The organism is Ramlibacter cellulosilyticus, from assembly GCF_014297465.1.
GTDB classification, from domain to species: Bacteria; Pseudomonadota; Gammaproteobacteria; order Burkholderiales; family Burkholderiaceae_C; genus Ramlibacter; species Ramlibacter cellulosilyticus.
Genome location: NZ_JACORT010000001.1, coordinates 821687 through 841349, shown reverse-complemented (window position 1 = coordinate 841349; position 19663 = coordinate 821687). Strand labels below are relative to the sequence as shown.

The 19663-nt window shown below is 70.9% G+C and carries 21 protein-coding genes; 14 read left to right on the top strand and 7 right to left on the bottom strand.

Annotation, left to right across the window (positions count from 1 at the left end):
* Positions 1 to 27: 27 nt before the first annotated feature.
* Positions 28 to 336, top strand: coding sequence for an MTH1187 family thiamine-binding protein (locus H8N03_RS04180; RefSeq protein WP_187074846.1), 309 nt, complete (start codon positions 28 to 30; stop codon positions 334 to 336).
* A gap of 22 nt (positions 337 to 358) precedes the next feature.
* Here H8N03_RS04180 and H8N03_RS04175 read toward each other — a convergent pair whose 3' ends face one another.
* On the bottom strand, positions 359 to 1903 hold the full coding sequence (locus H8N03_RS04175; protein WP_187074845.1) for a methyl-accepting chemotaxis protein: 1545 nt from the start codon (positions 1901 to 1903) through the stop codon (positions 359 to 361).
* Positions 1904 to 2136: 233 nt separating this feature from the next.
* On the opposite strand from H8N03_RS04175, the gene H8N03_RS04170 reads away from it, so the two are divergent.
* A complete protein-coding gene (locus H8N03_RS04170) occupies positions 2137 to 2436 on the top strand; it encodes a hypothetical protein (RefSeq protein ID WP_187074844.1) in 300 nt (99 codons plus the stop codon).
* A gap of 6 nt (positions 2437 to 2442) precedes the next feature.
* Here the strand turns inward: H8N03_RS04170 and H8N03_RS04165 are convergent, their stop codons facing one another.
* Positions 2443 to 3594: an aminotransferase class V-fold PLP-dependent enzyme gene (locus H8N03_RS04165; protein WP_187074843.1), complete on the bottom strand. Its 1152-nt coding sequence runs from the start codon at positions 3592 to 3594 to the stop codon at positions 2443 to 2445.
* Positions 3595 to 3698: 104 nt separating this feature from the next.
* On the opposite strand from H8N03_RS04165, the gene H8N03_RS04160 reads away from it, so the two are divergent.
* Both H8N03_RS04160 and H8N03_RS04155 read left to right on the top strand, forming a co-directional pair.
* On the top strand, positions 3699 to 4517 hold the full coding sequence (locus H8N03_RS04160) for an AraC family transcriptional regulator (protein ID WP_187074842.1): 819 nt from the start codon (positions 3699 to 3701) through the stop codon (positions 4515 to 4517).
* 40 nt (positions 4518 to 4557) lie between these two features.
* Complete coding sequence (locus tag H8N03_RS04155; RefSeq protein WP_187074841.1) at positions 4558 to 5256, top strand: B3/B4 domain-containing protein; 699 nt, start codon at positions 4558 to 4560, stop codon at positions 5254 to 5256.
* Here H8N03_RS04155 and H8N03_RS04150 read toward each other — a convergent pair.
* Positions 5253 to 5636: a hypothetical protein gene (locus tag H8N03_RS04150; RefSeq protein WP_187074840.1), complete on the bottom strand. Its 384-nt coding sequence runs from the start codon at positions 5634 to 5636 to the stop codon at positions 5253 to 5255. The two genes, H8N03_RS04155 and H8N03_RS04150, sit on opposite strands and share 4 nt — an antisense overlap.
* A 382-nt stretch (positions 5637 to 6018) precedes the next feature.
* On the opposite strand from H8N03_RS04150, the gene H8N03_RS04145 reads away from it, so the two are divergent.
* Positions 6019 to 6876: a hypothetical protein gene (locus tag H8N03_RS04145; RefSeq protein WP_187074839.1), complete on the top strand. Its 858-nt coding sequence runs from the start codon at positions 6019 to 6021 to the stop codon at positions 6874 to 6876.
* Positions 6877 to 6882: 6 nt separating this feature from the next.
* Here the strand turns inward: H8N03_RS04145 and H8N03_RS04140 are convergent, their stop codons facing one another.
* Complete coding sequence (locus tag H8N03_RS04140) at positions 6883 to 9678, bottom strand: PAS domain-containing protein (protein WP_187074838.1); 2796 nt, start codon at positions 9676 to 9678, stop codon at positions 6883 to 6885.
* A gap of 130 nt (positions 9679 to 9808) precedes the next feature.
* Between H8N03_RS04140 and H8N03_RS04135 the strand changes: the two genes are divergently transcribed.
* From H8N03_RS04135 to H8N03_RS04115, 5 genes are all read left to right on the top strand, one after another.
* On the top strand, positions 9809 to 10027 hold the full coding sequence (locus H8N03_RS04135) for a hypothetical protein (protein ID WP_187074837.1): 219 nt from the start codon (positions 9809 to 9811) through the stop codon (positions 10025 to 10027).
* A 4-nt stretch (positions 10028 to 10031) separates the two neighbouring features.
* Positions 10032 to 10715: a hypothetical protein gene (locus H8N03_RS04130; RefSeq protein ID WP_187074836.1), complete on the top strand. Its 684-nt coding sequence runs from the start codon at positions 10032 to 10034 to the stop codon at positions 10713 to 10715.
* Between the two features lie 172 nt (positions 10716 to 10887).
* Entirely contained in the window at positions 10888 to 11178 is a 291-nt protein-coding gene (locus H8N03_RS04125; RefSeq protein ID WP_255428029.1) for a hypothetical protein, read from the top strand.
* Positions 11175 to 12092: a DMT family transporter gene (locus H8N03_RS04120; RefSeq protein ID WP_255428028.1), complete on the top strand. Its 918-nt coding sequence runs from the start codon at positions 11175 to 11177 to the stop codon at positions 12090 to 12092. The genes H8N03_RS04125 and H8N03_RS04120 overlap by 4 nt, the downstream gene beginning before the upstream one ends.
* A gap of 52 nt (positions 12093 to 12144) precedes the next feature.
* Positions 12145 to 12516, top strand: coding sequence for a hypothetical protein (locus H8N03_RS04115; protein WP_187074834.1), 372 nt, complete (start codon positions 12145 to 12147; stop codon positions 12514 to 12516).
* A gap of 52 nt (positions 12517 to 12568) precedes the next feature.
* Here H8N03_RS04115 and ligD read toward each other — a convergent pair whose 3' ends face one another.
* Positions 12569 to 14413: a DNA ligase D gene (ligD, locus tag H8N03_RS04110; RefSeq protein WP_187074833.1), complete on the bottom strand. Its 1845-nt coding sequence runs from the start codon at positions 14411 to 14413 to the stop codon at positions 12569 to 12571.
* Positions 14414 to 14576: 163 nt separating this feature from the next.
* A complete protein-coding gene (locus H8N03_RS04105; RefSeq protein WP_187074832.1) occupies positions 14577 to 14807 on the bottom strand; it encodes a hypothetical protein in 231 nt (76 codons plus the stop codon).
* Positions 14808 to 15009: 202 nt separating this feature from the next.
* Between H8N03_RS04105 and H8N03_RS04100 the strand changes: the two genes are divergently transcribed.
* Positions 15010 to 15324 carry a hypothetical protein gene (locus H8N03_RS04100; RefSeq protein ID WP_187074831.1) on the top strand — a complete coding sequence of 105 codons (315 nt, stop codon included), beginning with the start codon at positions 15010 to 15012 and terminating at the stop codon, positions 15322 to 15324.
* Between the two features lie 7 nt (positions 15325 to 15331).
* Here H8N03_RS04100 and H8N03_RS04095 read toward each other — a convergent pair whose 3' ends face one another.
* On the bottom strand, positions 15332 to 16255 hold the full coding sequence (locus H8N03_RS04095) for a LysR family transcriptional regulator (RefSeq protein WP_187074830.1): 924 nt from the start codon (positions 16253 to 16255) through the stop codon (positions 15332 to 15334).
* Positions 16256 to 16369: 114 nt separating this feature from the next.
* Between H8N03_RS04095 and H8N03_RS04090 the strand changes: the two genes are divergently transcribed.
* The 3 genes from H8N03_RS04090 (at position 16370) to H8N03_RS04080 (ending at position 19534) form a co-directional block, all read left to right on the top strand.
* Positions 16370 to 16738: a DUF4148 domain-containing protein gene (locus H8N03_RS04090; protein WP_187074829.1), complete on the top strand. Its 369-nt coding sequence runs from the start codon at positions 16370 to 16372 to the stop codon at positions 16736 to 16738.
* Positions 16739 to 16814: 76 nt separating this feature from the next.
* On the top strand, positions 16815 to 18116 hold the full coding sequence (locus tag H8N03_RS04085; protein ID WP_187074828.1) for a putative DNA modification/repair radical SAM protein: 1302 nt from the start codon (positions 16815 to 16817) through the stop codon (positions 18114 to 18116).
* Positions 18116 to 19534: a UdgX family uracil-DNA binding protein gene (locus H8N03_RS04080; RefSeq protein WP_187074827.1), complete on the top strand. Its 1419-nt coding sequence runs from the start codon at positions 18116 to 18118 to the stop codon at positions 19532 to 19534. The genes H8N03_RS04085 and H8N03_RS04080 overlap by 1 nt, the downstream gene beginning before the upstream one ends.
* The last annotated feature ends 129 nt before the right edge of the window (positions 19535 to 19663 follow it).

Below are 19663 nucleotides of genomic sequence, written 5' to 3'. Positions count from 1 at the left end.
CATGTCAGCTCTACCGACGGAGGCGCCATGGTCCTGCTCGAATTCGCGATGAGCCCTTCCGGCGAAGGCGAGAGCCTCAGCCGCCACGTCGCCCGCATCCTCGACATCATCGACCGCAGCGGCGTCACCTACCAGCTCACCGCCATGGGCACCATCCTGGAGGGCGACTGGGACGAGGTGATGGGCGTGGTCGGCGAGTGCTTCCGCGAGCTGCAGAAGGACTGCCGGCGGATCTCGATGAACCTGAAGATGGATTACCGCGCCGGCATCGAGTCGCGCCTGCACGGCAAGGTCGACGCGGTCGAGGGGCACGTCGGGCGCAAGCTGCGCACCTGAACGCCCGCCCGGCGGCGCGGGTTCACTTCGTGATCGCGCAGGCGAGCACCAGGCCGCCCTCGTGCCGCACGAAGCCCGACTTCACGGAGACCTCGCCCGTCACCGGGTGCACCCACTTGTAGTCCACCCAGCCCTGGCCGCGCTCGAGGGCCACGCGCACGAACTCGGTCCCGAACGCCTTGCCGTCGATGTCGCGCACTTCCGGCCCCTTGCCCAGCCGGCCCGGGTTGTTGCCGTGCGCGATGAAGATGCCGTTCTCGTCCAGGACGATCAGGTAGAGGTCGCGGTCGATCAGCGAGCCCGCGTCCAGCCTGTTCACGTCCGCGAGCAGCGCATCGCGGCCGCGCGCGCGCAGCAGTTCGCAGCCGCGCCGCACCAGGTCCACCGCATCCTCGGCGCTGCCGTGCTCGCGTTGGCCGAGGTCGAAGCCGGCCACGGATTGCTGCAGCGTCACCGCGCGCTCCTGCAGGGCGGCGGCGGTGCGCGCCGCGGCCTTCACGAAGGCGGCGTTCTCCTGCGTGGTGCTGTCGATGCGGCTGATCGCGAGGTTGATCGTGTCGATGCCGCTGCTCTGTTCCTGGCTGGCCGCATCCATCTGGCCGATCATGTGCGCCACGCGCTGCACCGATTCGACGATCTCCGCCATCGCGGCGCTCGCCTCGTCCACGCGCGCGCCGCCCGTGTCCACCTTGTGCACGGAGGCGCTGATCAGGGCCTTGATCTCGCGGGCCGCTTCGGCGCAGCGCTGCGCGAGCATGCGCACCTCGGCCGCCACCACGGCGAAGCCGCGTCCCTGCTCGCCCGCGCGCGCGGCTTCCACGGCCGCATTGAGCGCGAGGATGTTCGTCTGGAACGCGATGCCGTCGATCACGCCGATGATGTCCTGGATGCTGCGCGAGCTGGCGCGGATGGAGTCCATCGTCTGCACCACTTCGCGCATCACCTCGCCGCCCCCCGTGGCGCGGTCGGTGGCCGTGCGCGCGAGCGCATGCGCCTCCTGCGCGGTGCCGGCGTTCTGGCGGACCACCGCCGTCAGCTGCTCCATGGAGGCCGCGGTTTCCTGCAGCGAGTCGGCCTGCGTGTCGGTGCGCTGCGACAGCGCTTCGTTGTCGCGGTGGATCACCGCGGCGTTGAGGGCCACGTTGGTGGTGCCCGTGCGCACCTGGCTCACCACGCGCAGGAGGTGCTCGCGCACCTGCAGCAGCGCACCGGCGAGCGGCCGCAGTTCGCCCGCGGAGCGCGGGTCGACCACCACGGTGAGGTCGCCGGTGCCCAGGCGCGCCGTGGCGGCGGTGAGCGGCCCCAGCGGCCCCACGAGGCCGCGCAGCAGCCAGGCCGCGGTCAGCGCCAGCCCCACGAGCGCGAGGCCACCCAGCAGCAGGGCGGCGATCGCCGCGGGTCCCTGGAGTTGCCACGCGGCGAGCACCGTGAGCGCCGCGACGAGGACGCCGATCGCCCCCAGGACCGCGGCGATGCGCACGCTCAGGTAGGTTCGCCCGCGCTCCGCGAGCGGCAAGCGCGCCGCCGCATCGGGGGACAGGGCCGTGGGCAGCGCGTGGGTGGTCATCGGATTTCTTGCGGCAAGTGCAAGGAATTGTGTGCAGAGCCCGGAGCCCGCGTCCATCCGCCGCCACGCAAAAACATCACGAGGGAGGAGGGAGCGCGCTCCAGGCGTCGGCATTAAGAGACATGCCGGGGACCCATGCCGGAGCGCTCGGCGCCGCGCCCCGGGCGCCCTCCTACGCCGCCCGCACGCCGGCCTGCCTAGATTGGCTGCAGCAACGAAGACACGGACCCACCATGCACCCGAAGAACGGACTGAAGCCCACGCCTACGCCAGCCACCGGCGGCCTCTACCAGGAAGACGCAGCGAATGCGCTGGACACCGCGGAGGTGCGCGTCTATGCCGACGGCTACACGCCTCCCGCGCCGGCGCAGACGCTCGCCGCGCTGAACGAAGAGCCAGGCGTGCCGGAGCCGACGCGGATGCAGCGCATGGAGCGGCAGGCCGGCCGCATCGGGGAGCATGCCCCCTGGGTGCTGATGCTGGGTGGCTTCGTGCTCGGGTGCGTCGCGGCACGCCTGCTGCGCCGCGACTGAGGCCGCTCAGGCCGCTTTCGCCGGCGCGTGCACGCCGATGCGGTCCAGTGCGTCCTTCAGGGACTGCACCGTGCGGTCGACGTAGTGCCACTTGTCCAGGCCGAACAGGCCGACGCGGAAGGTCTTGAAGTCGCTGCCTTCGTCGCACTGCAGCGGCACGCCGGCAGCGGTCTGCAGACCCTGGCCCAGGAATTTCCTGCCGGACTGGATGTCGGCGTCGGTGGTGTAGCTCACCACCACGCCCGGCGCCTTGAAGCCCTCGGCCGCCACGCTGGGCAGGCCGCGGCTTTCGAACAGCGCGCGCACCTTGCGGCCCAGCTCCTCCTGTTCCGCCTTCACCTTCGCGAAGCCGTAGGCCTGCGTCTCCTGCATCGTCTCGCGCAGGCGCGTGAGGGCATCGGTGGGCATGGTCGCGTGGTACATGTGGGCGCCGCCCTCGTACGCTTCCATGATCTGCAGCCACTTCTTCAGGTCCATGGCGAAGCTGCTGCTGGTGGTGCCGTCGATCGCCTGGCGGGCGCGCTCGCTGAGGCACACCATGGCGCAGCAGGGCGAGCTGCTCCAGCCCTTCTGCGGCGCGGAGATCAGCACGTCGATGCCGACCGACTTCATGTCGACCCACATGGCGCCGGACGCGATGCAGTCCAGGACGAAGAGGCCGCCAACCTCGTGCATGGCCTCGGCCACGGTGCGCATGTAGTCGTCCGGCAGGATCATCCCGCTCGCCGTCTCGACGTGCGGGGCGAAGAGCACCGCGGGCTTCTCCTTGCGGATCGCCGCCACCACTTCGGCCACGGGCGCGGGCACCCACGGTGCCGTCGGGCCATTGCCCTGCTTGCGCGCCTTGAGCACGGTGGCCGAGGCGGGGATGTTCCCCATCTCGAAGATCTGCGTCCAGCGGAAGCTGAACCAGCCGTTGCGCAGCACCATGACGTGCTTGCCGCCCGCGAACTGGCGCGCGACCGACTCCATGCCGAAGGTGCCGCTGCCGGGCACCAGCGCCACGGCGTGGGCCTTGTACACGTCCTTCAGGATCGCGGAGATGTCCTTCATCACGCCCTGGAAGCTGCGCGACATGTGGTTCAGCGCGCGGTCCGTGTAGACCACGGAAAACTCGAGCAGGCCTTCGGGATCGACGTTGGGCAGCAGTCCGGGCATGGTGTCTCTGGTGGGGAAACGGAAAGGGGGGCAGCTTAACACCCGCCCCCGACCCCGTCCGGCTCGGGGTTGACCCGGGGGGCCGGGGTGGCAAGATGCCCCGCATGCCTGCCGCTCCCGCGCACCACTGCCGCGTGCTCCTGTCGCCCTGGGCGGGCCTTTACGCCACGGAGACGTGCAGCGGCCGGCACTACGGGCGCCACTCGCACGGCACCTACGGCTTCGGCGTGCTGCAGCAGGGCGCGCACCGCTCCTCCAGCGACCGGCGCAGCTTCGATGCGTACGCGGGCGACATCCTGGCCACGAACCCCGGCGAGATGCACGACGGCCGGCCGCTGGGCGGGCCCACGCGCCACTGGCACACCGTGTACCTCGAGCCCGCACTGCTGTCCTCGGTCGCCGGGCTCGCGGGCGAGGTCCGCATCACGCAGGCGGCTTTCGCGGACGGGGAGCTGCGCGGCGCGGTGCGGCGGCTGGTCGCGGCGCTGGAGCAATGGCAGCAGGGCGCCGGCGAGGCGCTGGCTTGCGAGGAGGCGCTGGTCACGGCCTGCGGGCTGCTCGTCGCGCGGCACACGACTGCGCCCCCCATGCGCGCGGCGGCCGTGTCCCTGCAACAGGCGCGGCGCCGCCTCGGCGAGGAGCTCGTCGGGCCGCCCTCGCTCGCGGAGCTGGCCGCCGAGGCAGGCGTCAGCCGCTTCCAGTTCCTGCGCCGCTTCGCGCAGGTGCACGGATGCACCCCGCACGCGTGGCTCACGCAGCAGCGCTGCGAACGCGCGCGCGGCCTGGTCGCGGGCGGCCTGCCCCTGGCCGATGCCGCGGCGGCCTGCGGCTTCGCCGACCAGGCGCACATGACGCGTCTCTTCGCGCGCCAGTTCGGCTTCACGCCCGGTGCCTGGCAACGCGCGCACCGGGTCCTGCAATAAGGTTCAAGACCGCGGACCGCGGCCTCGCCAGACTGCGGCCATGCACTTCAGCCACCACCCCGCGATCTGGACCCAGTACCCCGAGCTCGCCGCCGGCGTGCTCGCCGCGCGCGGACTGCACCGCGACGTGCAGGCGGAGAGCGTGATCGCGCGCCACGAGGCCGTCGCCCGCGCGCGGCTCGCCGCGTCGGGCGGCGAGTCCGAATGGCCGGAGGTGCAGGCGTGGCGCCGCGCCTTCGCGCGCATGGGCCTGAAGCCCACGCAGTACCGCTGCGCCTCCGAGTCGCTGCTGCGGCGCTTCCGCAAGGAGGACGCCCTGCCCCGCATCCATCCCCTGATCGACGTGTGCAATGCCATCTCGATGGCCCATGGCATCCCGGTGGCGGTGCTGGACGTCGGCCAGGTCCGCGGCGACCTGCAGGTGCGCCATGCGCAAGGCACGGAGCGCTACCTCACCTTCGGCGACGAGGTCGAGCACCCCGATCCCCGCGAAGTGAGTTTCGTGGACGACGAAGGCAACGCGCACGCGCGGCGCTGGACCCACCGGCAAAGCGGACTCTCCGCGGTGCGGGACGGCACGTCGGAGGTGCTGGTGGTCTCGGAGGCGATGCACGCGGGTGGCGCGGCGGACGTGGAGCGGGTGCTCGAATCGGTCCGGGAGGCGCTCGATGCGATCTGGCAGGTCGGCGCCAGCAGCCGGCGCCTGGCCGCCTCAGACCCGCGCTTCGCGTTCCGCTAGCACTTCAGCTCGCGGTAGCGCTTCCTGGAGCGCACCAGCGGCATCTCGTCCTCGATGGTGGCCGCGTCGCCTTTCGCGCGCACGCCGGCCTCCTGCTCGTGCATCGTCGCGTCGAGCGCGCTGCACTCCTGCCGCGCCTCGGCGGTGAGCGTCGCGCGGCGCGCGATCTTCGCCCGGTCCTGCGACGGGGTCTCGTAGCGCACGTTCACGCGCGGTTTCGGCTGGTTCAAGGGCTTGCCGCAGGGCATCTGCGAGTAGACGACCTGCCCCTTCGCGTAGCACTTGTACATGGCCGTTTCCTGCGCGCCCGCCGGTCCCGGCAGGTGCAGCACCGCCAGCGCGAACAGCCCCATCCCCCAACGCATCGCCATTCGTGCCATGGCTTCCTCCATCCTTGGCCGCGATCCTAGGAGGGACAAGGCCGTGCGCCTGCTACAGATCGTGTCCGCGACGCGCCCCGCCAACAGGCGAGCAGCCGGCGGCAAAGTCCGCGCCGGGAACTGCCAAGCAATTCACGTTCGCAGCCGTGCTCGACCGTTCGTCGTCGAAAAACGACCGTTTCCTAACAACCTGTTGCAGATAGAGCACGGCTCGCAGCTCTGCCGTTCGGGGCATTTACATCTGGAAATCAGAACGAATGGTCACGTTTTGGCGACCCGTTTCCCTCTGGCGGCCCGAAAATTTGATCCAGCACAGGGACACCGGACAGGAGGGGCTGTTGCAATTTGTAATGCTCTGCCATACTAAGCAAAAGCCCTAGCCATGAACACCCTCTCCCGCATCACCTGTCACGCCGTGCATGCCATGTCCCGAGACGAGCGGGAGGCCCTCACGCGCGACCTGTTCGCCGTGCACGCCCAGATCTTCACCGGCCTCAGCTACGAGGAGTTCCGCTCGTACGTGGTGGAGCGCGATGCGTGGCGCACCTGGGTCTACGTGAAGCGCAACCCGCAGGGGCAGGTGGTGGGCTACCACTCCATCCACGCCTTCCGGCTGATCGTGGAGAACCGCCTTTCCACGGTGATCCGCATGGAGGCGGGCACGCTGCCGGCCTACCGCGGCCGCGACATCACCATGGTGTACGGCTGCCTGCGCCTGCTGCAGGTGTGGCTGCAGCACCCGTGGCGCCGCTTCTGCATCTTCGCGGCGCTCACGCATCCGAGCAGCTACACCTTCCTCGCGCACTACGCGCCGGTGATCTGGCCCAACGCCAAGCGGCGCGACATCCCGCCCGCCATCCTGAACCGCATGGAGGAACTGGCCGGCTGCTTCGAGCTGGAGTGCGTCGACCCCGCCAAGCCGCTGGTGCGCCAGGTGAACTGGATCACCCTCGAGAGCGACGAGGAGCGCCAGCGCTGGCTGAACAGCCGCCGCCGCGACACGCGCTTCTACCTGGAACACAACCCGGGCTACGTGGACGGCACGGGCATGCTCACGTACATCCCCTTCAACGGGTCCATCCTGATGCGCGCCCTCTTCAGCTTCCTGTGGGGCCGCGCCGGCAAGATCACGCGCCTGCTGCTCGGCAAGGAAAACTCGAAGGCCCCGCGGCGCCACCCGATCGACTCCGCGTTCACGCCGCTCGAAGCCGTCCGCCGCGACCCGACGCCGCGGCCCTAGGCAGCGCTACGCCGGCGGCAGCGTGAACCAGAAGGTGGCGCCCTCGCCGGGCACCGCCTGCGCCCACACCCTTCCCCCCTGCCGCGAGATCGCGCGCGCGACCGTCGCCAGGCCGATCCCCGTGCCCGGGAATTCGTCCGTGCCGTGCAGGCGCTGGAAGGTGCCGAAGAGGCGGTCCGCGTAGGCCATGTCGAAGCCGCAGCCGTTGTCCCGCACGTAGAACACGCCCGGCTCCCTGCCCGCGCCGACCTCGATCTGCGGCTCGCTCGCCTTGCCGGTGAACTTCCAGGCGTTGCCCAGCAGGTTCTCCAGCACCGAGCGCACCAGGCGCACGTCGCCGGTCGCGAGCAGCCCGGGTTGCACGCGCCACCGCACGCCCCGCTGCGGCTGCTCCGACTGCAGGCGCTGCAGGATGTCCGTGGCCGTCTCGCTCAGGTTCACCACGGCGCGGATCAGGTCCACCTCGGACACGTGGGCGAGCGCGAGCAGGCCTTCGATCAGCTGCGCCATGTCGTCCGCGTTGGCGAGGATGCGCGACAGGTAGTGGTGCGCGCGCCCCTCGGGCAGCGGCGCGAGCTCCTGCTGCAGCAGCCGGCCGAAGGAGCTCATGCGCTGCAGCGGTGACTGCAGGTCGTGCGACACGGAATAGGAGAACGATTCGAGCTGCTCGTTCGCCAGCCGCAGCGCTTCCTGGTTCGCCATCAGGTCGGTGATGTCGTTGTCCACGCCGACCCACAGCAGGATGGTGCCCTTGTCGTCGCGCACCGGGACCGCGCGGTACGAGGTCGTGTGGTAAGTGCCGTCGTGCGCGCGGATGCGCCGCGTGCCCATGTAAGGCGCCCCCGTCGATCGCGACCTCGCCCAGTTCTGCAGCACGGCCTCGCGGTCGTCGGGGTGGATCAGGCGCACCCACTCCAGGCCGTGCCACTGCGGCGGGCCGCCGCCGGCCAGGTCGTACCAGGCGCGGCTCAGGAAGGTGACGCGGCCGTCGGTGTCGACGGTCCAGAAGGGCAGCGGCGCCTGCTCCGCGAGCGTGCGGAACAGCGCGTCCTGCCGCGAGAGCTGCGCGCTGCGCTCGGCGATGCGCTCCTCCAGGCTCGCGTTCAGCCGGCGGATCTCCTCCATCATCAGCCTGCGCAGCGTGATGTCCTGCTGCGCGCCCTGGATCGCCACCACCTTGCCGGAAGCATCGTGCACCGGCTCCGCCACGGACCGCAGCCACACGTGGCGTCCCGTGCCCGTCACGAGTTCCACCTCCACGTCGAAGGGCTCGCCCGCGTTCGCGCACGCGTCGAGCACCTGCAGCGCCCGCGGCAGCGAGCCCGGCGCGAACATGGCGAGCACCTCCTGCATGGTGGGCTCCGCATCCGGCGGCATGTCGAGGATCGCCGCGGCTTCCTCGGACAGGACGATGCGCTGCGTCGCCAGGTCCGCGCGGTAGTGGCCCATGCGGGTGAGGCGGCTCGCCATGTGCAGGCGCTCGGCCTGGCCGCGCAACTGCTCCTGCGCCTGCTTCAGCGCGTCGATGTCGGTCGCGGTGCCGAACCAGGACTCCACCGGGTCCGCGCCGATGCGCATGGGCGCCGCCCGCAGCAGCTGCCAGCGGTAGCTCCCGTCCCGGTAGCGGAGGCGGAACTCCTGCTGGAACTCCACGTTGTCGCGCATGGCCTGCTGCAGGTGGTCGACGAGCCCCGGCATGTCGGCGGGGTGCACCAGCTGCCGCCAGCCGATGCCCAGCGCGTCCTCGACGGGGTGGCCCGTCGCTTCCACCCAGCGCTGGTTGATGAACTGCACGCCCCCGGAGGGCGGCGCGATGAAGACGATCTGCGGCATCGCCTGCGCGAGCTGCTGGAAGCGGTGCTCCGTCCGCTCGCGGCTGCGCGCCTGCCGGCGCAGCTGCACCGTCAGCACGATGGCCATCAGCACCGCGGCGGTCCACACGGCGGTGGTCAGCAGGGCGAAGCGGCGCCAGGGCGCGAGCATCTCGCCGTAGCTGGAACCCACCGCGACGACGAGGTCGGGATACGTCGGCAACTGCCGGTAGGCCACGACGCGCAGCACGCCGTCGATGCCGCTTTCCCGGATGAACGTGCCCTGCGGCGCGCGCGGCAGGTATTCGCGGAAGATCGGCAGGTGCGAGTAGTCCTTGCCCAGCACGCTGGGGTCGGCGGGGCTGCGCGCGAGGAGCTGCCCCCCGCGGCTGTACAGCACGATCGCGCCGTGCGGCCCGAGGTCGATGCCGCGCCACAGCTGCTCGAAGTAAGGCGGTTCCACGGCACCGGCGATCACCTGGGTGACCTCGCCCTTCGCATCGCGGATCGGGCGCGCCACGCTCATCATCCAGGTGCCGCGCGTGCGGCTGCGGATCACCGGGCCGATGAAGAACTCGGTCTCCGGGTTGCGCACGTAGGCCTGGAAGTAAGGACGGTCGCGCATGTCCGTGCCGATGTTGCCCTCGTCCGTGTCGAGGACGATGCGGCCGTCGCGGTCCAGCACCCACATCGCCCGCAGGAAAGGCAGGTCCTTCAGGTAGCCCCGCAGCGTGTCGCGCGCGGCGGCCTCGTCGAGGCGGCCCGCCGCCTGGTCCGCCTCCAGCCGCACGATGGCGAGCTGCAGCGTCTGGTCCACGGACTGCAGCGTGCGCGCGGTCTGCTCCGAGATCACGCGCGACAGGGTGTCGGTCAGCTCCTCGCCTCCGCGCAGCGCGGCCTCGCGCTGGTACAGCAGCGCGAACACCAGCAAGGCGCCGGTGAGCAGCGCGATGGCCACGACCGCCCCAACGTCCCTCCACACTCTCGTCATGGGGGCATTGTGCCGCCCGGCGCGGCCGTGCTCCCCGCCGTCCGGCAAGGACTCAAGGCGCCCGCTGACAGGGGTGCCCCCTTGCCGGGCCAGACACTGGGTGCTCCCCGACCCCACAGGAGAGAACGCCATGTCCCAGCACGCCATCATCCGCGGAGAAGTCTGCTTCCGGGCGGGAGACGGCGTCCTCATGCCCATCCCGGACGGCGACGTCGACATCGAGGTGGCGGACGACAGCGTGACGCTCTCGTGGACGGACGGCGAAGGCAATGCCGGCTCCGCCGCCATCACGCGCGACGAGTACGACCGGTATTGCAAGGAAGGCAAGATCCGTCCCGACGGGCAGTGAAGCGATGGAAGCACGCGCGCTCGCCGAGATCCTCCTGTTCGCGCTCGCCTGGGCCGCGACCCTCGCGGTGCGGCCGTGGCGCCTGTTGCTTCGCTACGGCGGCGACGTGCCCCCGCTGGTGACGCCTTTCCTGGCATCGCTCACGGTGTTGCCGTGGCTGTGGTCATGGCCCGGCCTGGCCCTCCTGCCCCTGCCGCTGCACTGGTCCGGTGCACCGCTGGTGGTCCTGCTGCTTGGCTGGCCGCTGGCCGTGCCCGTCATCACCGTGGCGGGGCTGAGCACCATGCTCACGGCGGATGCGTCCTTCGGGCATGCGCTGTCGCTGACGGTGTGGGCCGGTCTCCTGCCCGCCACGCTGGTCCTCCTGCTGGGCCACGGCGTGCGCAAGGCCTTCGGGCCCAACCCCGTCGCGTACATGCTGGGCCGCGCGTTCTTCGTGCCGATGCTGACGCTGGCCGCCTGCGGCTTCTGCGCCGCCGCGCTGACGCACGGCCTGCAAGGCCCCACGGCGGACCTGCAGCGCGTCGCCGTCTTCCTGCTCGCGATGGGCGAGGCGTCCTGGTCCTGCGCCCTGGTGAGCCTGCTCGTGGCCTACCGGCCGCAGTGGCTGGCCACCTGGTCCGACCAGATGTACCTGCGCCGCCCCGCCCGGGAGCGCCTGCCCGCTCCCCAGCCGCCTCGCCGCTGAGTCAGGTCTTTGCACGACGGAAGTGAACGCGGCCGCGCATGGTGCTATCGTGCGCGCCATGCCGTTCCCGTCCCGCTCCTGCCTGGCAGCCGCCCTGGCGCTCGCCGCCGCGTTCCCTGCCTCTGCCGCACCCGGTAGCGCCTCGGAACAGGTGAGCGCGCGCGGAACCGGCGTGGCTGCGGTCGGGGGCCTCTGGTGCGGCGCCGGCCTGCTGCACGAGTTCACGCTGGAGATCGCGCAGCAGTACGCCAACGTGCAGGGGCGGCTCGTGCGCAAGCAGCGCGTGCGCGAGATCACCGGCAAGGTGGAAGGCACCCGCGTGAAGGTCGACCCGCAACGCGACCACACGATGGAGCTGCAGGCCAGCGGCGACGAACTGCGCATCGTCAGCGCCTCCGGCATGCTGGCGCTGGCGACCGGCCAGTCCTTCACCCGCGCCACCGGCAGCAGCTGCAAGGGTTGAGCTCCGCCTCCTGGCTCTGGGTTCCCATCGTCCTCTGGGCCGCGCTGGCCCAGACGGCGCGCAATGCGGCACAGCGTTCGCTGGTGGCGCAAGCGGGCACGCTCGGCGCCACGCTCTCGCGCTTCCTCTACGGCATTCCCTTCGCGGCAGCCTGGGTGCTGCTGCTGCACCGGCTGCCCGCGACCGCGGCGCCCCTCCCCGCCTTCCACGCCGGCTATTTCGGCTGGCTGCTGCTGGGCGCGCTGGGCCAGCTGGCCGCGACCGCCTTCCTGCTCGCGGCCATGAAGCAGCGCAACTTCGTGGTCGGCGTCGCCTTCTCGAAGACGGATGCCTTGCAGGTCGCGCTGTTCGGGTCGCTTTTCCTGCGCGAGCTGCCGGCTGCGACGACGCTCGTGGCCATCGCGCTCGCCACGGCCGGCGTGATCATGCTTTCGCTGCCCGCCAGGGGCGCCGCCGTCGAAGGGCGGGCGTGGACCTCCGGCGCGGCCTGGTACGGGCTGGCCTCGGGCGCGGGCTTCGCGCTGTCCGCGGTGGGTTACCGCGGCGCGTCGCTGCAGATCCCGGAGAGCTCCGCCTGGATGGCGGGCGCCTGGGGCGTGCTGCTCGCGCAGTCCATCCAGACCGTGCTGCTGGGGGGATGGCTCGCGTGGCGCGCGCCCGCCTCCCTGCGCGCCACCGTCAGCGCGTGGCGCATCTCCGCCATCGCGGGCTGCATGGGCGCGCTCGCGTCCATCGGCTGGTTCACCGCCTTCGCGCTCACCACCGCGGCGAACGTGCGCACCCTGGGCATGGTGGAAGTCGTGTTCAGCTACCTCGTCTCGCGCCGCCTGCTGCGCGAGAAGCTCGCCACCGTGGAGCAAGGCGGGCTGGCGCTGGTGGTCGCGGGCCTGCTCGCGCTGGCCTGGCGGCCCTGAGCCGCGGCGCGGTCCTACAGGCGCGGCGCGGCCGGGACGCGAGATTGGGGCCATGGCCAACGACGACACCACCACCCGCAGCCCCGTGCGCCAGCCCTTCCTGCTGTATGCCGCCAAGGGGCGGATCTATGCACGCAACCGCACCCAGAAGGTGATCGACCTCGGCGCGATCACGCGCGAGGACGGCGGCAGTTTCCGCTACCTGCTCGATGGCAACCAGCAGTCCGACGGCGGCTTCTTCACCGAGGAGGAGGCGCTGCAGGCCATCGCGCGCAGCGTGCGTTTCCTGTGGCTCGACGGGCAGTTCACCGCGGTCGCGGATGCGCGCGACGACGCCAACCTGGACCTCGACGGCGCGACGCGGATCTCCATCGAACTCGACGAGATGCCGCCGGGCGAACGCGCCGTCGACGCGACGGTCTGAGGACGGTGGGGTTCGCCTGCGGCTCACCTTCCCGCGGCGCGCCGCGGCCACCCTACATCTTCGCGAACCCGAGCTTCTTCATCGCCGCATCGAGCTTCTGGGGCTTCTTCCAGTAGCCCGCCCACGGGTCGGCCTTCAGCTTCGCGAGGTGCTCGGTCGCGGTGGCGATGTTCCAGTGGTCGCCGCCCCTGAGCCGCGGCAGTTCCTCCCACGCGACGGGCATCGACACGCCCATCCCCGGCCGCGCCCGCGCCGAGAAGGCTTCGGCCGTGGATTGCACCCAGCCGTTGCGCAGGTAGTCGATGAAGATGCGGCCCACGCGGTTGCGCGGCCCGGACTTCGCGACGAAGCGCTGCGGGATCGTGCGCGCCATGTGCTGCACCACCGCTTCGGAGAAGTCCTTCACCGTCTCGTAATCCCGCACCGGCGCGAGCGGAACCCACAGGTGCAGGCCCTTGCCGCCCGTGGTCTTCAGCCAGCTGTGCAGCCCCAGCTCCTGCAGCAGCGCGCGCAGCAGCACGGCGCCTTCCTGCAGCTGCGCCCACGGCAGGTCCTCGCCCGGGTCCAGATCGAACACGATGCGGTCCGGCTGCCCGATCGCGCGGGCGGTGGAGTTCCAGGTGTGCAGCTCGATCATCCCGAGCTGCGCCGCGGCGAACAGGTCCTCCGGCGTGTCGAAGGCGATCGCCGGATCGTGCCCCGGCCACAGCGCCGGGTCGGTGCCGCGCAGGCCGCGCAGCCCTTCGGGATGCTGCTGGAACACCATGGGTTGCGTGATCCCGAGCGGCGCACGGCGGATGTACGCGGGGCGCCCGCGCAAATGCGGCAGCACCCACGGCGCCACCTCCACGTAGTACCGCACGACATCGAGCTTGGTGAAGCCGGTGGAGGGGTCCATCACGCGGCTGCCGTGCGTCACCTTGCGCAGCACGGGCGCGGCGGGCGGCGGTGTGGGCGCGGGCCGCTCGCGCTGCACGGCGGGCGCGGGCTTGTCCTCGCGCAAGCCCTTGAACGATGCATGGCGCAGGCTTCCGTTCTCCGGCCACTCGTTGTAGGTCACTTCGCAGACCAGCACGGGAGCTACCCAGGTCGCGTGCCTGTCGTGTCCGGTCGGCCCGGCGAACGGCCGCTTGCGGACCGCCATTGCTTCCAGGCGCTGGCGCAGTGCCGCGGACATCTCGCCGGTGAAGCCCGTGCCCACCTTGCCCGCGTACTGCAGCTCGCCCGTGTCGTCGACGTGGCCCACGAGCAGCGCGCCTATGCCGTTGGGCCGCGCGTCGTCCGGCCACGTGAAGCCGCCGATGACGAACTCCTGGCGCTGCGTGCATTTGAGCTTGATCCAGTCGTCGGAGCGCCGCTGCACGTAGATCGAACCGCGCCGCTTGCCGATGACGCCTTCCAGCCCCAGGCGACATGCGGAGTGCAGGATCGCCGCGGCGTCGCCGCCGATCTCCTGGCTGAAGCGAAGCCGCTCGCCTTCCTTCACCAAGGATTGCAGCAGTGCCCGGCGCTCCTCCACCGGCACGCGCCGCAGGTCGTGGCCATCGCAGAACGGCACGTCGAAGAGATAGAAGACGATCGCATCGTTGCGGTCGCTCTCGATCGCGTTCTGCAGGCCGTTGAAACTGGGCTTGCCTGCCTCGTCCAGCAGCACGATCTCGCCGTCGTACCAGCCGGGCGGCAGCTTCGCCGCGACGAGCGCGCGGCGCAGGGCGGAGAAGCGGTGCGTCCAGTCGTTGCCGCGGCGGGTGACGATGCGCACGTCGTCACGGCCACCGACGCGCGCGAGCATGCGGTAGCCGTCGAACTTGATCTCGTAGATCCAGTCGCCCGGCAAGGGCTTGTCCACCAGCGTGGCGAGCTCGGGCTCGAGGGTGGCGGGCAGGTCGGCCGGCACGGCGGCCGCCGGCAGGGCGATGCGTCGTCGCGCGATGGCAGGGCTCCCTTCGACGGAAAGCCCGATCGTCAGCGACGCGCGTGCCTGCTCTTGTAGGAGTTTCTTGTAGGGTGGCGCGGCGGAAGCCGCGGATGGTGAGCGTCAGCGAACCCCACCGAACGACTTACCCCTTCGCACCCTTCAACAGGAACCACGAACCCCACGCAAGGTCGGTCGCGCAGCGCGCATCCATCCACTGCCGGAATTCGGGGCTTTGCAGCGCACGCTGGGAATCACCGGCCTGCTCGGCTTCGGCCAGCACGATGTGGAACTGCTGTTCCGCCTGGCTCTCTGCGGCCTCGAAGCGCTCGGCTTGCGCTTCCGCCGCGGCCAGTTCTTCCGTCCAATGGGTCATGAACTGCTTTCGTGAAAGGTCCATTGTGCCTGCTGCAGTGCGGCAGCGTGGCGCACCAGTCCAGTGCCCTTAAGAATCGGCCGGCCGGGTACCGCGTTCCTACACGAAACCAGCATGGACACGCACGAGCCTTGCCGCTACAAGGATCGAACATGGCAACGCGGCCGCGCAGGCGGGCCGCGTCACGGAGTGAAGGCGCATCATGTCTTTCGGCACCCTGCTGTACCGCTACTTCTTCTTCGGCTGGCTGTTCAAGGACGTCAACCGCGGCACGCTGCTCGAGCGCGCCGCCGCATGGCGCCACAACCGCGACCAGGCGCGCTGGCTGCCCACGTACATGAAGCGGTGGATGTGGTGCGGCCTTTCCTTCTACAGCCTCGGCGTGCTCGTCGAATCCGTGCTGCACGCGCCCGGGTTCTCGGTCGTGTTCTACGTGCCTTGCGCCCTCGCCGTGCCGGTGAACGCCGTGATCGGCGCGGCCTGGGTCGGCCTGCGCGTGGCACCCGCGCAAGCCTGAGCGCCGCTCAGCGCCCCTCTTCCAGTCCCGCCATCGCGTTGCGGGTGTACTCCACGAGGAAGTCCAGGAAGGCGCGCGTGCGCGCCGGCATGAACTTGCGGCTCGGGAGCGCCGCGACGAGGCGGATGCGGCCCGTGATCCACGGTGCGAGCACCCGCTGCAGCACGCCCGCCTTCAGCATGGGCGCGATCAGGTCCGCCGGCTGGATGCCGATGCCCGCGCCGGAGATGGTCGCACGCATCAGCGAGTCCGTGTGGTTGGCCGTCACCACGGCGGGCACGTCCACCTCGATGCGCCTGTCGTCGTTGCTCGGATCGATCAGCGTCATCGCGCGCAGGCGCGTGCCTTCGGCGCGCAGGCGCAGGCAGCGGTGTTCGCGCAGGTCCTGCGGGTGCTTCGGTTCGCCGTGGCGCTGCAGGTACGCGGGCGAGGCGCAGAACACCGCCTGGCTCTCGATCACGGTGCGCACGATCGCGCTCGCCACCAGCGGGACCGCGCCGTTCACGATCGTGAGGTCGTAGTCCTCCACGTTGGGGTCCACCACGTCGTGCACGTGCAGTTCCAGGTGCACGTCGGGATGCAGGCGCTGGAAGTCGGCGATCGCGGGCGCGATGATGTGCGTGGCCACGACGGGCTGCGCCAGCACCCGCACGGTGCCGCTCATCTCGCGGCTCTGCGCCTGCACCACGGCATCGGCTTCGTCGATGTCCGTGAGGATGCCGCGCAGGCGCCCGAGGTAGGCCTCGCCGGCAGGGGTGAGCGACAGGCGCCGGGTGGTCCGCTGCAGCAGCCGCACCCCGAGGTGCTTCTCCAGGTCGCTCACGAGCCGGGTGACGGCCGCCGGCGTGAGTTCGAGCTTGCGGGCGGCGGCGGCGAAGCCGCCTTCGTCGACCACTTCCTGGAACACCCTCATCGATTGCAGTCGGTCCATGGGGGCTGATTATTTCAGTAATCGCAATGACGGATTGCGTTGAAGGCTGTTTTTTGCAGCAGTACGGAGGAATACAGTCTCTCCATCGCCAACGCCAACCCAGAGGGAAACACCATGAAAGTCTCCAAGATCGTCCTCGCCGCCCTGTCCCTGTCCGCCCTGACCGCCTTCGCGGACGACATGGACGCTTCCGGCCAGTTCGCCGCCCGCGTGGCCGCCCCGGCCACCCGCACCGCCGTGCAGGCCCAGCTCGTCGAGTACCGGAACGCGGGCGTGAACCCGTGGTCCACCTCGTACAACCCGCTGAAGTCCTTCCGCGGCGAGAAGACCCGCGCGCAGGTGACCAACGAGTACCTGGCCAGCCGCAACGCCGTCGCCGCCTTCACGAGCGAAGACAGCGGCTCCGCCTACCTCGCGTCCACCAAGCAGGCCTTCGACGCCTCCCGCCAGCTCGCCGGCCAGCCGGCCCGCAGCGCCCAGTAAGGAAATTGTTGGCGGGCGCCCCGTGCAATGCGGGGCGGTCGGCTCCGGCCGGCACAGGACACTGTATGCTCATACAGTGGACCTCCAAGCCAAGCTCGCCATCCTCGCCGACGCCGCCAAGTACGACGCCTCCTGCGCGTCGTCGGGCGGCGTCAGGCGCGACTCCACGCAGGGTCGCGGCGTGGGCTCCAACGAGGGCATGGGCATCTGCCACAGCTACGCCCCCGACGGCCGCTGCATCTCCCTGCTGAAGATCCTCCTCACCAACTTCTGCCTCTACGACTGCCTGTACTGCGTCAACCGCGTGAGCAGCAACGTGCCGCGCGCGCGCTTCGCCGTCGACGAGGTCGTGCAGCTCACGCTGGACTTCTACCGGCGCAACTGCGTCGAGGGGCTGTTCCTCTCCAGCGGCATCATTCGCAGCCCCGACTACACGATGGAGCAGGTCGTGGAAGTCGCGCGGCGCCTGCGCGAGGAGCACGACTTCCGCGGCTACATCCACCTCAAGACGATCCCCGACGCCGCGCCGGAACTGCTGCAGCGCGCGGGCCGCTATGCGGACCGCCTCTCCATCAACATCGAGCTTCCCACGGAGCACAGCCTCACGCGGCTCGCGCCCGAGAAGGACGTCGCCGCCATCCGGCGCTCGATGGCGCGCCTGCGCGTGCACATCGACGACGCGAAGGCGCAGGTGCGGGAGGCGACGGCGGCGCCGGTGGTGTCGCTGCCGCGGGCGAAGCCCGCGCGGGCGCAGCCGGCAGCCTTCGCGGCAGCGGGCCAGAGCACGCAGATGATCGTCGGCGCCGACGCGACCGATGACGCCACGATCCTGTCCACCAGCGCGCAGCTGTATGGCGCCTACCGCCTCAAGCGCGTCTACTACTCCGCGTTCAGCCCCATTCCCGATGCGTCGTCGTCGCTGCCGCTGGCCGCACCGCCGCTCGTGCGCGAGCACCGGCTGTACCAGGCCGACTGGCTGATGCGCTTCTACGGCTTCGCCGCCGACGAGATCGCCTCCGCGCGCACGGGCGGCATGCTGCGGCTGGAAGTCGACCCCAAGCTCGCCTGGGCGCTCGCGCATCCCGAGCGCTTCCCCGTCGACCTGAACCGCGCGCCGCGCGAGCTGCTGCTGCGCGTGCCGGGCCTGGGCGTGAAGGCGGTGGACCGCCTGCTGCTCGCGCGCCGCGTGCGCCGCGTGCGCAGCGACGACCTGCAGCGCCTGCACGTGCCGCTGCGCAAGGTGCTGCCCTTCGTGGTCCTGCCGGACCACCGCCCTGCCGCGGATGCGCCGGGTGCGCTGGGTTTCGCGGACGGGAACCGTAGGCTGGGTTTCGCGAATGCGAACCCCAGCATCGCGCAACAAGCCTCCCTCTTCTGATGCTCGTCCGCCTCGCCCACGACACGGACCTCGCCGGCTTCCGTCGCGAAGCGCGCGCGCTGCTCGCCCGCCGCGTGCGGCCCGAGGACGTGTTCTGGTCCACCGGCCCTTGCCACGACGATCTCTTCGCCGGCGAGCCCGCGCCGGAGGAACCCGTCCCCGAAGGCGGCGTCACCGTCCCCACCGGCTTCCTCGAGCTGTGCCACGACGTCGTGCTGCACAGCGAGCCGCAGCGCTTCGCCCTGCTCTATCGCCTGCTCTGGCGGCTCGTGCACGAGCCCTCCCTGCGCCACGACCCGCTCGATCCGGACATGCTGCACGCGCGCGACATGGCCAAGGCGGTGCGCCGCGACATCCACAAGATGCACGCCTTCGTCCGCTTCCGGCAGGTGCAGGACGGCGACGACGCACTCGACCCGCTGCACGTCGCGTGGTTCGAGCCCGAGCACCACATCGTGGAGGCGAACGCACCGTGGTTCCGCCGGCGCTTCGCCAACATGCGCTGGGCGATCCTCACGCCGCGCCGCTGCGTCGAATGGGACCGGCGGCAGCTGCACTTCCGCGGGGGCGCATCGCGCGACGAGGCGCCCCCGCCCGATGCGGGCGAGGCGCTGTGGCTCACGTACTACCAGAGCATCTTCAACCCGGCGCGCCTGAAGCTGAAGATGATGCAGAAGGAGATGCCGCGCCGCTACTGGCGCAACCTGCCGGAAGCGCAGCTGATCGCGCCGCTCGCGGCGACCGCGCAGGAGCGCAGCGCGCTCATGATCGAGCAGCCGGCCACGGTGAGCACGCGGCGCATCCCGCGCTTCCCCGAGAAGCCGCTGCCCATCGTCGACCCCGGCGGCCTCGTCGCGCTGAACGGCCGCCTCGAGCGCTGCCGCGAATGCCCGATCGGCGCAGCGGCCACCCAGGCCGTGCCCGGCGAAGGGCCGCTGCAGCCCGCGGTGATGTTCGTGGGCGAGCAGCCCGGGGAACAGGAAGACCTGCGCGGGCGGCCCTTCGTCGGGCCGGCGGGGCAGTTGTTCGATCGCGCGCTGCAGCAGCTGGGCGTGGCGCGCGAGACGGTCTACGTGACGAACGCGGTGCGGCACTTCAAGTTCGAGCTGCGCGGCAAGCGGCGCATCCACAAGACGCCGACGCAGCAGGAGGCGCTCGCTTGCAGGCACTGGCTGGACGAGGAGATCGCGCTCGTACAGCCGAAGAAGCTGGTGGCGCTGGGAGCGACTGCGGCGCGGGCGCTGCTGGGAAGGCCGGTGGCGGTGCTCACCGAACGCGGGGAGTGGTTCGAGCGGCCGGATGGATTGCGGGTGCTGGTGACGCTGCATCCGTCGGCGTTGCTGCGGATGGAGGAGTCGCGGCAGGAACAGGGGTTCGAGGGGTTCGTGCGGGACCTGGGGCGGGTTTGGGCGGGGTAGCGCTGCGCGCCGGTGGGGTTCGCTTCGCTCACCTTCCGCGGCTGGCGCCGCGCCACCCTACACTGCCCTCGGCGTAGGGTGGGGCGGCGAATGCCGCCGACGGTGAGCGAACGCGAACCCCACCGTGCA